We start from the raw sequence: 15,686 nt of genomic DNA, 5'->3' as shown, positions 1-15,686 counted from the left end.
TCTGCCCGGTTTTTTATTTTTTAGAAGCACTTAAAAGAATTTTACGGTGAAAACGACTATGGGATTTTTTGATTCAGATATCGTTCAACAAGAAGCCAAACAGCTATTTGAGGACTATCAAGCTCTGGTGGGACTCGGCAGCAAGTACGGCAAATTCGATCGCGAGGGCAAAAAGCAGTACATCGAGCAAATGGAAGCAATGATGGAGCGCTACCGAATTTTTATGAAGCGCTTCGAGCTATCGGAAGATTTTATGGCTCAGATGACCGTCCAGCAGCTCAATACGCAACTGGGACAATTTGGGATTACCGCACAGCAAATGTTCGACCAGATGCATCAAACCCTGGAACGAATGAAAGGAGAAATCGAGAAATAGAGGACGGGCTGTGACTGAGGTAAAGCTGTGGAGACGCGATCGCAGATGGGTCGCTCCTCCATGTGCTTGTTTCCGGGCAACCTTACGGAGGATCGAACTGACCTGCCGGGGTAAAGCTCTCAACCGGTTCTCCTTCTAGAGCTTTAAGCATAAAATCTCTCCACACCGGAGCCACCACCTGACCCCCCGTCGAACCGTAGCTGAGGGGATAGTAATCGTCATGACCCGCCCAGACCGCAACAGACATCTGCGGCGTATACCCGACAAACCAGACATCTCGTTCCGAGGAGGTCGTTCCCGTTTTTCCAGCAGCCGGACGACCGATATTTGCATTTTTGGCCGTCCCTCGGGTAATCACCCCTTGCAACACGTCATTGAGAGAAGCTGCCGCCCATGGATCGAGGACGAGGCGAGGTTTGGGGGTATTATCGAGCAAGACGTTACCACCACTATCGGTCACTTGAACGATGAAGGTGGTTTCCGAGCGCCAGCCGTCATTGGCAAAGGTGGCAAAGGCCCCCGCCATTTCTAGCGGAGTCAAGTCCACAGCACCCAACGGTAGGGAAATCACCGGATCGATCGGACTCTTGACTCCCAAAATCCGACAGATTTCGATCACTTTATTCAGACCCACAGCCTGACCTAGGGTAACTGCCGGGATATTCAACGACACTTCTAGAGCGTTGCGAATTGAGATCGCCCCGGAGAAACCGCCACCATAGTTTTGAGGAGAGTAGTATCCATCTCCGTCGGGATAGCTGACGGGGGAGTCGCTGACGATCGATTCGGGGGTGTAGTCTCCCGAGGCAAACGCCGCGTAGTAGACGAAAGGCTTAAAAGACGATCCGGGCTGGCGGCGCGCTTGAACGGCACGGTTGAACTGGCTGGCTTTGTAGCTGTATCCACCGGCCATGGCTTTAACGAAATGAGTGCGGGGATCGACAGCGGCGATCGCCAGTTGTCCCTGTTCGTAATCGTAATAGATTCCCTGAGAGTAAAGAACGTCGTGCCAGTAGGCGGCCGTATCTTCGACAGTTTTTTGCAAGGCGGAATCGAAGGTGGTCTGTACCCGCATCCCCCCTTTTACGACCGCATCGCGACCGAACCTGTCGGTCAGTTCCTGAATCACCGGTTCGGTGACGTAAGGCAGCTTGCTGGTGGGAAACGAGGTGACGCGCCCCAAGCCGATGGGTTGTTTGCGGGCGGTTTCCGCTTCTTCCGGGCTAATCCACTGGAGTTCGACCATCCGACTCAACACCAATGCCTGCCGCTCGCGAGCTGTTTGATAATTGACAAAGGGACTATACTCTTCGGGGGCTTGAATTAACCCCGCCATCATCGCGGCTTCTCCGAGGGTTAACTCCGAAGCTGACTTGAAGAAAAAGCTGCGGGCGGCGGTTTCTGCCCCGTAGAGGTTGTGACCCCAGTACACCTGATTGAGATATAGCTCGAACAGCTCGTTTTTCTCTAAAATCTGTTCGATCCGAATAGCCATCACCGCTTCGGCGATTTTGCGACTAAAGGCGCGTTCTGGGGACAAAAACAGGTTTTTGACCAACTGCATCGTCAGGGTAGAAGCCCCTTCTACCGTTTGCCCTTCCTCCCAGTTAGCCAAAAATGCCCGCACGACAGCGCTGGGATTGATGCCGTGGTGGAGATAAAAATGACTATCTTCAATGGCGAGTACTGCCAGCTTTAAGTTATCGGAGATTTGATGCAGGGGGACGACTTCTCGGTTGGCTTCGTCGTGGATGCTAAACAGCAGCTTGCCATCGATATCGTAAATATGGCTGGTTTCGGTCGGCACGTAGCTGCGGAGAATCCTCACATCCGGTAAATTCCGGAAACTAATGGCCAGACCGACCAACCCTCCGGCCACCACGGAACTGGCGAGCATCGTAATGCCGAGAACGGTGCCTGCCGTTACTTTGCTGACGGATTGTACGAACCGGAAAACCCGCACGGGCGTTCCGGGTTTGCCTGGTTGAATCGTGTTGACTGACACAGTGATTTCACTTCCTCAACAGATGAACTTGACCCGAGGGTAGGGTGTGTGGGGACTCTGGTTAGACATACCCGGACGGTTAAACAACAGTACTCGGTACCTGTAATCGGTATCTGTAAGTAGACCGACCGTGGGATCGCTCATTAAGACCCAATAGAGCCTGTTTAGCTGGGGATGCGATCGCGCGGAGTGGATTTTTCGATCTAAATCTTAATGAGATCTACTTTACTTCATACGCATTCGATTCTAAGCGATAATAGCAAGGATTGCCGAGCGCGAATACGATATGAATACCAGCCTGTCTTGGTTATTTCGGGGAACTGAGGAAATTTTTCCCGACAAACCCGAATCTGACGACCCGAGTGAAAATCTCGCTCGACTCTTAACCCAAAGCGATCGCCCCCTGCGGGTGAAACTCGGAATCGATCCCACGGGTTCTGACTTACACGTGGGTCATAGTATCCCGGTTCGCAAGCTGCGGGCATTTCAGGATGCAGGCCACACTGCCGTCTTGATTATTGGTGATTTTACTGCCCGGATTGGCGATCCGACGGGGAAATCGGAGGTGCGCAAGCAGTTAACTTCAGAAGATGTCAAAAATAATGCCCAAACGTACTTAGAACAAGTTCGTCCGATTCTGGATTTCGAGACACCGGGACGGTTGGAAATTCGCTACAACTCCGAATGGTTGTCGAAGCTGGATTTGGCGAAAACCCTAGAGTTGCTTTCGACGATGACGGTCGGACAAATGCTGGCAAAGGAAGGGTTTTCACTGCGTTACGAACAGGGAAACCCGATTTACTTGCACGAGTTTTTCTATCCCCTAATGCAGGGGTACGACTCGGTGGCGGTGGAAGCGGATGTGGAGTTAGGCGGGACGGATCAGAAATTCAATTTGGCGGTGGGACGCGATCTACAGCGCCATTTCGGTCAAAAACCCCAATTTGGCTTACTTTTACCCATTCTCATCGGTACCGACGGGGAACAGAAGATGTCGAAATCTTTGAATAACTACGTAGGGATGAAAGAGGATGCGCTGTCGATGTACTCCAAGTTGGAAAAAACACCAGATACTTTAATAGGGCAGTATTTCGAGCTGTTGACCGATCGAAATCTTGCCTCCCTACCCGAAAATCCCCGAGAACGACAAAAGTTGCTGGCGCTGGATATCGTCACCCAATACCACAGCCAGGAGGCAGCCGTCCAAGCACAGCAAGCAGCAATGACCTTGGTTGGTGGAGGTACGACGGGAACAGAAAAAGCCGTTCCGGAATTTTCCCTAGCGGGGATCGAGTTTCCAGCGAAGTTATTTTATATTTTGGGTGCGAGTGGGTTGTGTAAGAGTAGCGGCGAGGGACGGCGACAAATTCAAGGAGGTGCGGTACGTTTAGATGGCGATCGCATTTCGGATGTGAATGTGGCATTTGACTCGCCGTCGGCATTGGTGGGCAAGGTATTGCAGGTGGGAAAAAAGCGATTTACGCGCCTGGTTTCCTAGTTTTCTCGAACGTTTTTATCGGTGAGAATTTCTCCACTCTTGCAATTTTCGATCGACCCATTCTGTTTGGCCGGGACGAATGAGAATTTGTCCGGAACGACCGAAGAGTTCGACGGGTTTTTCAATATTAATTAAACTAACGATTAAATCGATCGCTCCAGAACCGGAAAATCGTCTTTCTCCCGACTGACGTGCCGATATTCGTTCGAGATACATCCTCCCTTCGATGTCTTTAACCGATTGGGTGGTATTCATCAGTTCTTGGCATCGATCGAAATCTCTTAAATTTTCGTTTAGCCAAGCTAAATAATATTGCGAGAAAGTTTGATTTGAGTTTGCCAACCAGCGATCGGCATCCGAAAATGTCATCACCGTACCGGACTCTTTGCCATTAACGATTAAAATATCTCGATGTCCGCAACCGCATTCAAATAGGGGAATAAATCCGGTAACAGACACATCCCAAAGTTCGATGTCGGATAACGATTCAATATCGTCGCGATCGAGTAAATTGGGATAACATGCGTACAACTCTTTCCTCGATCGCTTCTTTAAAAGACCAAGGAGATCGGCTATCTTGAAGAGTTCCCGTGTAGAAATAGACATGAAAACTCAATTTTCGCTCTAGATTAGACTTTGAACCTCTTTTCTAGAAATGTCCGATGGCATATTCAGCCCGCAGCTCTCGAACGAGAGAGCCCAAAAATTTAGGGTAGTGCCGTAGACACTACCCTATCAAACCCGAGTTAGGTTTTTCATGAGTTATCGAGTTTCGATCGCGATTTCACAAAACGAGAAAACTGTATTTCTCCTGAAGTCGAGCAACCTAGAGGACGAGAACAATTTGTTGCCCAACGGTTACCACTCAAAACTTGCGTCCAACTATTCCTCACAGCCAACAGTCGAAATCGATCCGTCGGGCATGGTTGCACCGCAAAGATTTAAGCTGTCCATATCGAAATCGTTGAGGGTCGCTCGGCGTAAGTTCGCTCCGCTTAAATTCGTTTTACCCAAGTTCGTCCATTCTAAATTTACGCTACTTAGATTGGCGCCACTTAAATTCGCACCTTCCAAGTTCGCCCATTCGAGAATCACACCTTTTAAGTTCGCTCTCCGTAAATCCGTTGAATCTAGGTGAGCGTCGGTTAAGTTGGCTCCCGATAAATCTACATCCTGGAGATTCGCTTCGTATAAGTCCGACCCACCCAAATTTGCGCCGCGTAAATCGACTCCACTGAGGTCGGCTTCAGAAAGATCGCATCCAATACAAAATCTGGTCTCAATCACTTGGCGAACGTGTTCGGGATTTGCGGCATCACTTGGAACAGCCCACCCGGTCGGGATTAGCAACATAGCGATCGCGAGAATATTGCGTTTCATTTTTCCTCCGATGTCCTTAACGATTGCCTCTACTCATCCCGCTTCATTTCTATGAGGGCTGCTATAACTCCCTACTTCATTATTGCTTTTTGGCACAAGGACTGTCTTCAGATATTATGCTGAATTTTGATACGATTCGTTTTAAAGAAAGAGTAAATTTATGCGTAAGTCTCGTAAAAAATACGTAAACTTCTTTGACTGTGAAAAAATTGATGACTTCCGAACGTCAAAAGCTCGATCGCAAAAAATCGCTCAACTGCAAGAATGATAAGGTTTACAGCCCGAACGATGTTAGGAAAAAAAGGCGATCGACCAGATTGCGTATCCTTACGTATTAGTACCTTCTTTCAAGAAAAAGATCGGAAAACTCGTAAAAGCGTAGAAAGATCTATCAAAGCTGTTTAAAACTAAGGGGTTCGCAAAACTGTTCGATCCCTTGTTCGATCGCATAGATCGCAACCGGTGTGGCTAAAATCGCCGGACAAATTTTCTGAGCAACTAAGTGGTTCACCACAGGTGCTAACTCACCTCGCACCAAACTTTCCTGAAATTCTTCCTGACAAATTGCCACGCGACAACGTTTTGCCAAACCATCTAGCCAATCACCACGATCGGGTTGTTGTCCAACTTGAATTCCAAGGGAAATTGCCGCATCTTCTAGATCTCCCTCGCAGTCTTCGATGGTATCGAGAGCTGCGAGGGCTCCCGGACATTCTGCTAATTCAGACCGATAACGAGCAATTTCTTGGCTAGTCAGAATGGTCATTATTTGAACTTTAGATACGCTAATTGTGTAACACAAGAGTAAAATTCGGTGGCTGAAGTTGCGATGGTAACCGTTAAAATCTTCTTCTAAAACCTTGACAATAACTTAGCGCGGTGAAGTGAGTCATAACTCGCTCGCATTGAGCCTCAACGAACGATCGACTTCAGCTCGTTTTTCAACTCGGATTCTAACCAAAACAAAAGAAAGATTTACAATTCGTTTATCTTTCCATTGTCTGTTATTTTTTTCGATCTTGTAGCTTTTGGTAAACCGATCGCACATCGACTTGATGATAGGCAAGCGCCACCAAGGTATGATACATCAAGTCGGCAACTTCAGAGGCGATCGCATCGGAATCGTCATCTTTACACGCCATCACGACTTCGGCAGCTTCTTCGCCGATTTTTTTCAAAATTTTGTTGTCACCACCTTCGATTAACTTGCAGGTATACGACTCAGATTGGGGGTTATCCCGACGATCGCAAATTGTTGCAAATAACTCCGACAGAGTATCTGCTGGAGGTGCGAAAATCTTCCCCTCCACTTGGTGAAAACAACTGCGTTCTCCCGTATGGCAGGCAATATCGCCGATTTGTTCTACCCCCACCAGTAAGGCATCGCTATCGCAATCGTATCGCAGCGAGCGCACCTTTTGGAGGTGTCCCGAGGTCTCCCCTTTATGCCATAATTCCTGACGAGAACGACTCCAAAACCAAGTTTCTCCCGTATCGAGCGTTTTTTGCAGCGACTCTCGATTCATCCACGCCATCATCAGCACCGTACCATCGAGATAATCTTGCACGATTGCCGGTACTAATCCCCGATCGTCATAGCAGATTTTCTCCACTGGGATCGAGTGGTTCAAAGTTGGAACTCGGGCTTTTGACATCGTTGGTTCGTCTACTTTGAGTCTTCGTTTTCAGTTTCAGTTTATATACTGACCGCTCTCTTGGGAAGTTTACATTAATTAAGGATTCATCTGGGTGGAGGAGTCCCCCATTTCGACTAATATAGTATCTCTCGAACCCGAACTTGTAAAACCCCTATTGACAGACAACTTAAGGAGAATATTTTGGTTTACGCGGCTTTAAAAACCACTCAATCGGAAAAAATTTTTTCGGAGGCTCAAAAGTTGATGCCGGGGGGCGTTAGTTCTCCCGTAAGAGCCTTCAAATCCGTCGGCGGACAACCGATCGTATTCGATCGCGTCAAAGGAGCCTATATTTGGGATGTCGATGATAATCAGTATATCGACTACGTGGGCACTTGGGGACCGGCCATTTGCGGTCACGCCCACCCCGAGGTTCTCGGTGCCCTCCACGACGTTCTCGAAAAAGGAACCAGCTTCGGCGCGCCGTGCTATCTAGAAAACGTTCTGGCGCAGATGGTCGTCGATGCCGTTCCCAGCATTGAAATGGTGCGCTTTGTCAATTCGGGCACCGAAGCCTGTATGGCTGTCTTGCGGTTGATGCGAGCCTTTACCGGACGGGATAAGGTCATCAAGTTTGAAGGCTGCTATCACGGCCACGCCGATATGTTCCTCGTCAAGGCGGGTTCTGGTGTCGCCACCCTCGGACTGCCCGACTCCCCCGGCGTTCCCAAATCCACCACCCGCGACACCCTCACCGCACCCTACAACGACTTAGAAGCGGTTAAAGCCCTCTTTGCCGAACATCCCGACCAAATTTCCGGGGTTATTCTCGAACCGGTGGTAGGCAATTCTGGATTTATCGTTCCCGATGCGGGTTTCCTTGAAGGCTTGCGGGAACTCACCCAAGAACATGGCGCGCTACTGGTGTTCGATGAAGTGATGACCGGTTTCCGGATTTCCTACGGCGGTGCTCAAGCCAAATTTGGCGTGACCCCAGATTTAACCACGTTAGGCAAAGTCATCGGTGGAGGTTTACCTGTCGGCGCTTACGGCGGTCGTCAAGATATTATGACCATGGTCGCGCCAGCGGGCCCGATGTATCAAGCGGGAACCCTCTCGGGAAATCCCCTGGCCATGACGGCGGGAATCAAGACATTAGAATTATTGCAAAAACCGGGAGCTTACGACCAGCTCGATAAGATGACGGCAAAACTTTCCCAAGGACTGCTGTCGGTAGCCCGCGAGACGGGTCACGAAGTGTGTGGCGGTCAACTCAGCGCCATGTTCGGGATGTTCTTTACCGCTGGTCCCGTTCACAACTACGACGATGCGAAAAAGGCGGACTTAGATAAATTCGGCAAGTTCCATCGGGGCATGCTCGAACGTGGGATTTATCTTGCTCCCTCTCAGTTTGAAGCCGGGTTTACATCTTTGGCCCATACCGAGGAAGATATCGATCGCACCGTTGCAACGGCACGAGAAGTTTTGTCGAGCTTGTAAGATCGTCGCTGTTATCGATATCTATTCGAGTGCAAGAGGGTGGGTGTTGGGTCGGCTGCCCACCTTTTTTTGTGCCTTGGGTTTGCAGGGCTGACTACTGGTATAACGTTAGAATCACCGTTGACAGAGGTTAGTGTCGTTCGCGCCCTCGCGCCTCTACGTTCTATATCGGTTCGATCGAACGCAGCATTGTGTTGACAAGCCCGCTTGTGCGACTGAGTGAATTAAATCCGTCGATATCCTACTCCAAGATGCATAAATCTGGTGAAAATACTTAAATTTTGTTCAAATTGTTCGCAGTATTTATGAAGAAATCACCACGAACCCTTGTCATTTCATTGCTGAATTGACTATAATCCCATACATTGCCCCATATCTTTACAGTATCTTTTAAAAAAAGTGGTGGTACTCTTCAAAGTCTAATGATAGACTCAGCTTAGCTGTGGTCAAAAGTTAAGAATCCAGAGGTTATCAATTCTTAGTGAATGTTTTGGCTGCTCGGGTTACACTTGCTACTTCTCAATTACTCGAGGGGAGTCAAAGCAAAGGGCAAAATCTAATGGCCGATCGCTCCAACTCCGCAGTGTCCTTTCAAATTTGAATATTCTGAGCCGTGTCAAGTAGAGCAATCTCCATGAAAACCAAACACCTATTACAACTGACCTCCGCCGCCGCCGCCCTCACTGCCGCTGTCGGTATGGCAGGCGCAGCCCAAGCTGCAAGTCTCTTTCAAGACTTTACGATAGACGAGCAGCAAACCAACTTTTCCGATTCTTTCGATATTGAAAAGTTTGATACCTCTCTAGGAAATTTGCTGGAAGTGAATATCACCTTAGAGGGAACGGTAGGGGGAACGGTAGTTGCAGAGAATACAAGTGACAGCTCGCCAGCGAACCTTGACATCGAACTCACTGGAACCTTTGACTTAATGGCGGGAGGCTTGAATGCAGCCGAGTTAATATCGCTTGCCAGTGACAGTGTATTTCTCGACGTGGGTGATGGCAATTTTGATGGCAATTTTGACGATCCTAACGACCTTTCTACGATAACTCTTCCCGGTCTTTCAGGAACTGATTCAGTAACGAACAGTTTCGCCAGTGGGGCTTTTTTCGATCAGTTCCTGGGGAGTGCAGGCGACACACTGTTGGGAGAGTTTGATGCCAAAGGTGACTTCGATGGTTCGGACGATAATGGTAATACGATCTCGGGCGCTCGGCAAACCGTCGCTTCAGGATTGGTTACTGTTGAGTATGTCTTCGAGCCAACCGCTACACCAGTTCCAGAACCCGGAACTGCGATTGGTGTTGGGTTAGCAGCAGCCGCCGGCTGGTTTATGAAGAAGAAAAAGGGTGAAAATGCCTAGGATTTGAAATCTCATAAAGCACCCATAACTTGAATGATAGAGGGACGGCTGAGTAAGCTGTCCCTCTATTGTTATGAGTGTTATAAGAAATTTTAGCCCGAACTTTAACAACAATATTGTTGCTAAAGTTCGGGCTAAATGTAAGAATTATCCTTAAGTTTGTTTGATTGATTACACTTAGATCGCCAGAGGATAAGCATTTGAGTACCATCGGAAGTGCCCCAGAGACCACCGCCACCCTCCCAAAATTTTGTCAGGGAATCCAATTTTTTAGTCAAACTCTACCCGAATTCGATCGATTCGGAAAAGAAGCCGCTATTCCCGAAGGAAAAACCACGATCGCCTCTCTTACCGATAAATCCGCCATTTACCAAACCCTTCTCGCCGCCGATGCCCTACGCTACCTGACGCTACAAATTACTTCTAGCAAAGCCTCCGGACACCCCGGTGGATTTGCCAGTATCGCCGACTGCATCGCCGCGTTAATGATGTTGGGGTATAAAAATATTATTACCGAAGTGGGACATCACGCCCCCGGATTTTATAGCAATGTGTTTCTCGATCGCTCCCTCGAAGAGATGGGAGTGGAAACGGTGCAGCAAATGCGCGATCGTTTCCGGGAAACCCACGGACTCCTCGGACACCTCTCCGGACAGATTCCCGGACTCCTCAATCCCGCAGGTCCCTTGGGACAAGGGCAACATTTCGCCATGGCCGGGGCTAAGTTACACCCCGACAAACTCTTCCCCGTCACCATCGGCGATGGCGGTCTCGGGGAACCCTACATTATGAGTAGTTTCGGGCATTTCAATACTGCCTATCCCCAAGTCACCAACTTCCTGCCCATTCTGGTGTGGAACGGCTTCTCTCAGGAACACCACAGCATGGTTTCCACCAAAACCAACGAAGAAATTGTCGCCTACTGGAAAGGCAACGGGTTCGCCGAAGTCGTCCTCCTCGATGCCAAAGACTACGACGATGCCAACCAACCCGGAGATTACGTCGATAGCACCCGATTCTCCTTTGAAGGGCGCATGGCATTTACCCAAGCAGTACTCGAAGCCACGGACAAAGCCGCTAAATCGGCTCTGGGTGGCACGCTGACGGTACTGGTCGTCAAACAGCTTAAAGGGGCGGGGGTACACAAACGCGGCGCGCAATCCCACAACCTCTACGCTGGGGATACCTCGGAAAAAGACTACATCCGCAAAGCCCTCGAAGAACGGTCGCTAACCCCAGAGGCCTGGCAACTGGTGCGCGATAACTTCGCTCGCGCCGGAGGAGGGCCGGCCGCCAAAACTGCCGTCACCGAATTCGAGTATTCCATTCCGGAACTGGGAACCTTGCCTCTGGAAGAATTCCCCGTTGGCGAAGATAAAACCGTTGCCACGACTGCGATGGGAGCGATCGCCGCTTACGTGGGCAAACAAGATCCCAACTTCGTTGTCACTAACGCCGATGGTAATGCTGCCTCTGGGGTTAACAATATCAACGTGGCGCTGAAAATCATTCATCCCACCACCGACGAAACCTACTACCAGCAACCTCAAGGACAGGTTTACGAACCCCTCAGCGAAGATGCTTGCGCGGGGCTTGCGGCTGCCCAAGCGCTATTCGGGGGGCGATCGCTGTGGTGTTCCTACGAATCTTTTGCCATCAACGGGTTGCCCATCTGGCAGACAGTAACCCAAGCCATGGCCGAGTTGCGCCGTTCCACGCCTTCCACCGTGACGCTATTCACCGCCGGGGCGCTAGAACAAGGACGCAACGGCTGGACGCACCAACGCCCGGAAATCGAAAACTACTTTGCTGCCATGATGCGCAACGGTAACGTGTTTCCCCTGTTCCCCTGCGATGCCAACAGCATTCAAGCCTGTTACGAGTGGGCGCTGGGGACGCAGAATAAGGGCGTGACGATTACCGCCAGTAAGTCGCCGCTACCGGTGCGAACGACCTTCGCACAAACCCGGCAGGCATTAGCCGATGGGGCGGTGGTGTTGCAAGAAATTCCCGGTGACAAGACAGTGGTGTTTGCAGTGGTGGGTGATATGACGCTGATTCCTGCCTACGAAGCTGCCGGTCAATTACACGAACGAGGCATCGGTTCGCGCATTGTTTCTACGATCAATCCTCGTCGCCTGTATCGTTCCTCTGATACCGCCTGGGATACTTGCAGTCAAGCCGATGGTGGATTCTTGAGCGATGCCGGATTCGAGGCGATGTTCGGTGGTGACGCGCTCATTGGGGTTACCGGGGGTGCGAGTGCAATGCTCGAACCGGTGATGTTGCGCAGTACCGTCAAGCGGGATACCTTTGCTTGGAAGCGAGGAGATACAGCGGCGAGTGCGGCGCTGGTGATGAAAATGAATGGAATTACAGCGGAGAATTTGACGGCGAGAGCGATGGAATTGTTGAGCTAGAATAACGAAAAACTAAAGCTGTAGCTGCACTCGAGCGTTAGTCTCGTATTTTAGTGCAGCTACAAGCTATTTCCACAAGTCAATTCAACCATGTCTACATCGACCAATAAATTGTGAGTTTTTAATGGAAGAAATATTTAAAAATAAAATTGACGAGTTTCCTGAGACATTACCGCTTTGGGAAAATTTCTATGAGAAGAAAAAAGAAAGTTGGGGTGAAGGGTTTAATTGATATAAAAAACTTCAAAATACTATTTGATAAATTCAAAAAATAATTATCATTCCATCTGAGGTTATATCGTGTTAGCATCCATTCACAACCCAGCCTCCTCAACCCCAGAGCAACGATTCACGCTACCGGGTTTTCATACGTGGCAGCAATTCAAAGCTATTCAAGCCTCGATCGAAGATGTACCAGGAGTCCGAATTAGCTATTTAGATGGGTGCGTTGAATTTATGACTGTTGGCGAAGAACATGAAATTCTTAAAACTATTATTGGTGCGTTAATTGAACTATTCTTTTTACACAATCAGATCGAGTTCGTTCCCGTTGGCAGTGCCACCCGAGAAGCCGAAGAAAGAGGTGCATCTTTTGAACCGGACGAGTCTTATTACATCGGCGAGAAGAAAAAGCATCCGGACTTAGCCGTGGAGGTTATCATCACCAGTGGTGGCATCGAAAAACTGGAAAAATATAAACGATTTGGGGTACGTGAAGTTTGGTTTTGGCAAACCAATGAACTTTCGATCTATAATTTTCGGGACGTAAACTATGAAAAAGTTGCCAATAGCGAATTACTTCCCGATTTCGATCGCGATCTGTTCGTTCGCTGCATCAAAAAAAACTCGAAGCTAGAGGCAATGACTGATTTTATGAAGGGGTTGAGTGAGGATTAGATACCATCTCCCTCACTCCTTTATCAACTGCAATCGCTTTTAGAGTGCCTCGTCAGAACTCTCTAGATTACAGCATTCGACGATCGGCTCCCCAGCAATGGTTGCTAATCCTACATCTTCCGATTGAAGTAAGTCTTCCCACTGTTTTTGAAGCTCGATATTATTGGGTTGAGACTCTAACAGTTCGGCAAGAATGGCGATCGTTTCGTGCCAAACTCCTTTCGTACCATATGCAGCGGCTTGTTCTAGGGGAGTGGCGTTTTCTAAATCCCCAATCAGTTCCGAATCCGCTTCAACCCGTTCGATGGTACCCGCAGCAAAGGGAAAGCGAACGTCAATTTCACTCGACTCATCTAAGGCCAAACTAACGTACCACGAATAATTCTGACCGACTTCTAGAGAAGGGCTATCTTCGGGTAGTTCTACCTTAACGATTCCCGGCGCGTTCGGGATCGAAAACCGAGTTTCGTAAACGATTTCCTGGTCACCATCCTCTTCAAATAAACTAAACTCGGCATAATTACAATCCGAATCGGGAACGTAGACAAAAAATGCCGGATGAGAATCGACGGTTAATCCCAAACCCGTTTGGGGAAGCAGGAGAGTCAGTCCGATGGTCGAGCGATTGTTGCAGACCTGGGAACTGCGGGTTCCTCCACCCACTGAATTACTGGGTGCGCTGCGACCGGGAGGGGACTCGAAGACGACTTGGTATGCCAAATCATCAAGATGACGTTCCCCACTCTGTAGTTCTAAATGCTCTGATGGAAGACGATCGACACCACCAGCCCAGACAGGGTCACCCATCGTTCCCCCTAATGCTAGAACTGCCAAACTTATTGGCAAGTGCAAGCAAATTTTTTCGATCGACATAACAATATTTTCTCCTTCGTGGATCGTCAAGATTCTTGAATTTAGGATTTGGATGGTTTTGGCGAGGGCTTTGAGAATGCGTCTATTGCGAACTCAACTTCTACTCTAAGTATTCCTTCGCGCGCGCACCCAATGGCTCTGTTCTGGGTTTATCCATAACAGCTCGGTCATCCAACTCGATCGATAGCAAGTGCGGTGTAAGATCGAAATTGCGAAAAGAAAAAGTTTATTCCTCTACATCAATTCTATCATTTTTCATTTTAACTGAAGTACCCGAACGGGGTACTGTCAATTTTAAAACTATTCCACAAGTATCCATATTCTTATTGCCGATAACGAACAAAATCACAAGAATGAAGTGCTTTTTAATATACTATTTTTGTGGATGAAAACAGATGAGATATTTCACTAACTAGATCGGTGTAGGGTTCGATGTTTATCTAAATAAATGAAGTTTTATCATTTATTCAATATTACAAGCAAATTAATGTGAAAGTCACGAATATCGAAACGCCACGACCCGATATTCGTTCTTCATGTTTCAAGATCGCCCAAAAGTAGTCAGCACGAGTGCAATACTCTATGGGTGCCACCAAAGGGCTAGGAGTCGCGCGCGTTTAACCATTGAAGCCTTTGTCCGAACCACCGATCCCAGACGCGAGTCATTTCGTTCTCGCACACCCTGGATTGACCCAGGAGAACGAGATCGGGCGAAGGTCGAATTTGAGAATTTACGCCCCCAAGTGTCAGCAAAAGGAGGCGATCGTGAGACACTATCCACAAGGGAATTGCCAAATTCCTCGCGACCCCTCTAGATTGTGTGTTCATGCCACTAAAAACCCCCCTGCGTCGAACCAAAATTGTCGCCACGATCGGCCCGGCAACGAGTAGCCCAGAGGTCTTGAGGGCGCTAATTGGCGCTGGAGCAACCACCCTCAGACTGAACTTCTCCCACGGCACTCATGACGACCACCAGCGCAGCATTCGTCTGATTCGCCAAATCTCCTTCGAGCTGAACCAACCCGTCGGTATTCTCCAAGACCTTCAGGGTCCGAAAATTCGCCTGGGGCGGTTTGAAAATGGCTCGATCGATCTCAAAGAAGGCGATCCGTTTACCCTCACCAGTCAACTTATCGTTGGCACTCAAACGATATCTTCTATTACATACGAACCACTCGCCCGAGAAGTTCCCGAAGGGGCGATGATTCTCCTCGACGACGGTCGGGTGGAAATGCAGGTGGAGAAAATCGACCGCGCCGCTGGAGAACTCCACTGTCGGACGGTTGTCGGGGGTAAACTTTCCAATAATAAAGGAGTGAATTTCCCTAAAGTTTATCTGTCGGTGAAAGCCATGACCGACAAAGATCGCAAAGATTTGATGTTCGGACTCGATCGCGGCATCGATTGGGTGGCGCTGAGCTTCGTGCGCAACCCGCAAGATGTTCTCGAAATTAAAGAACTGATTTCGAGCGCTGGGAAAAACGTGCCGGTGATTGCCAAGATCGAAAAACACGAAGCCATCGAGCAAATGGAGGAAATTCTCTCTCTGTGCGATGGGGTGATGGTGGCACGGGGGGATTTGGGGGTCGAACTTCCAGCAGAAGACGTTCCCATCTTACAAAAACGGCTGATTCGGACGGCGAATCGACTGGGAATTCCGGTGATTACTGCCACCCAAATGCTCGATAGTATGGTATCTTCAGCCCGACCCACGCGAGCGGAAATTTCCGATGTCGC

The 15,686-nt window shown here is 49.0% G+C and carries 13 protein-coding genes; 7 read left to right on the top strand and 6 right to left on the bottom strand.

Annotated features, from left to right (window positions below):
* Positions 1-58 precede the first annotated feature (58 nt).
* Positions 59-376, top strand: coding sequence for a DUF1825 family protein (locus IQ235_RS00200; protein WP_264319489.1), 318 nt, complete (start codon positions 59-61; stop codon positions 374-376).
* Positions 377-458: 82 nt separating this feature from the next.
* On the opposite strand, the gene IQ235_RS00195 is transcribed toward IQ235_RS00200, so the two are convergent.
* Positions 459-2,381, bottom strand: a complete 1,923-nt coding sequence (locus IQ235_RS00195) for a transglycosylase domain-containing protein (protein ID WP_441373234.1) — start codon at positions 2,379-2,381, stop codon at positions 459-461.
* Positions 2,382-2,667: 286 nt separating this feature from the next.
* Between IQ235_RS00195 and tyrS the strand changes: the two genes are divergently transcribed.
* Positions 2,668-3,879, top strand: a complete 1,212-nt coding sequence (tyrS, locus tag IQ235_RS00190; protein ID WP_264319478.1) for a tyrosine--tRNA ligase — start codon at positions 2,668-2,670, stop codon at positions 3,877-3,879.
* A gap of 15 nt (positions 3,880-3,894) precedes the next feature.
* Here tyrS and IQ235_RS00185 read toward each other — a convergent pair whose 3' ends face one another.
* The 4 genes from IQ235_RS00185 to hisIE form a co-directional block, all read right to left on the bottom strand.
* Positions 3,895-4,485 carry a hypothetical protein gene (locus IQ235_RS00185; protein WP_264319477.1) on the bottom strand — a complete coding sequence of 197 codons (591 nt, stop codon included), beginning with the start codon at positions 4,483-4,485 and terminating at the stop codon, positions 3,895-3,897.
* Positions 4,486-4,761: 276 nt separating this feature from the next.
* Positions 4,762-5,259 carry a pentapeptide repeat-containing protein gene (locus tag IQ235_RS00180; protein ID WP_264319476.1) on the bottom strand — a complete coding sequence of 166 codons (498 nt, stop codon included), beginning with the start codon at positions 5,257-5,259 and terminating at the stop codon, positions 4,762-4,764.
* Between the two features lie 391 nt (positions 5,260-5,650).
* Complete coding sequence (locus tag IQ235_RS00175) at positions 5,651-6,025, bottom strand: hypothetical protein (RefSeq protein ID WP_264319475.1); 375 nt, start codon at positions 6,023-6,025, stop codon at positions 5,651-5,653.
* A 238-nt stretch (positions 6,026-6,263) separates the two neighbouring features.
* Positions 6,264-6,914 carry a bifunctional phosphoribosyl-AMP cyclohydrolase/phosphoribosyl-ATP diphosphatase HisIE gene (hisIE, locus tag IQ235_RS00170; protein ID WP_264319474.1) on the bottom strand — a complete coding sequence of 217 codons (651 nt, stop codon included), beginning with the start codon at positions 6,912-6,914 and terminating at the stop codon, positions 6,264-6,266.
* 183 nt (positions 6,915-7,097) lie between these two features.
* On the opposite strand from hisIE, the gene hemL reads away from it, so the two are divergent.
* The 4 genes from hemL (at position 7,098) to IQ235_RS00150 (ending at position 13,076) form a co-directional block, all read left to right on the top strand.
* Positions 7,098-8,396 carry a glutamate-1-semialdehyde 2,1-aminomutase gene (hemL, locus tag IQ235_RS00165; RefSeq protein ID WP_264319473.1) on the top strand — a complete coding sequence of 433 codons (1,299 nt, stop codon included), beginning with the start codon at positions 7,098-7,100 and terminating at the stop codon, positions 8,394-8,396.
* Positions 8,397-9,030: 634 nt separating this feature from the next.
* Positions 9,031-9,759, top strand: coding sequence for a choice-of-anchor E domain-containing protein (locus tag IQ235_RS00160; RefSeq protein ID WP_264319472.1), 729 nt, complete (start codon positions 9,031-9,033; stop codon positions 9,757-9,759).
* A gap of 209 nt (positions 9,760-9,968) precedes the next feature.
* Positions 9,969-12,179 carry a phosphoketolase family protein gene (locus IQ235_RS00155; protein WP_319592530.1) on the top strand — a complete coding sequence of 737 codons (2,211 nt, stop codon included), beginning with the start codon at positions 9,969-9,971 and terminating at the stop codon, positions 12,177-12,179.
* 300 nt (positions 12,180-12,479) lie between these two features.
* The gene (locus IQ235_RS00150; RefSeq protein ID WP_264319470.1) at positions 12,480-13,076 is read left to right on the top strand and encodes a Uma2 family endonuclease; all 597 of its coding nucleotides are present in this window, start codon (positions 12,480-12,482) and stop codon (positions 13,074-13,076) included.
* A 39-nt stretch (positions 13,077-13,115) separates the two neighbouring features.
* On the opposite strand, the gene IQ235_RS00145 is transcribed toward IQ235_RS00150, so the two are convergent.
* The gene (locus IQ235_RS00145) at positions 13,116-13,949 is read right to left on the bottom strand and encodes a DUF928 domain-containing protein (RefSeq protein ID WP_264319469.1); all 834 of its coding nucleotides are present in this window, start codon (positions 13,947-13,949) and stop codon (positions 13,116-13,118) included.
* 826 nt (positions 13,950-14,775) lie between these two features.
* On the opposite strand from IQ235_RS00145, the gene pyk reads away from it, so the two are divergent.
* On the top strand, positions 14,776-15,686 hold a 911-nt coding region (pyk, locus tag IQ235_RS00140), incomplete at its 3' end, for a pyruvate kinase (protein ID WP_264319468.1).

The organism is Zarconia navalis LEGE 11467, assembly GCF_015207075.1.
In the GTDB taxonomy this organism is placed as follows: domain Bacteria; phylum Cyanobacteriota; class Cyanobacteriia; order Cyanobacteriales; family Geitlerinemataceae; genus Zarconia; species Zarconia navalis.
The sequence above is the reverse complement of the archived record's forward strand: the minus strand, read 5'-3'. Positions and strand labels throughout refer to the sequence as shown.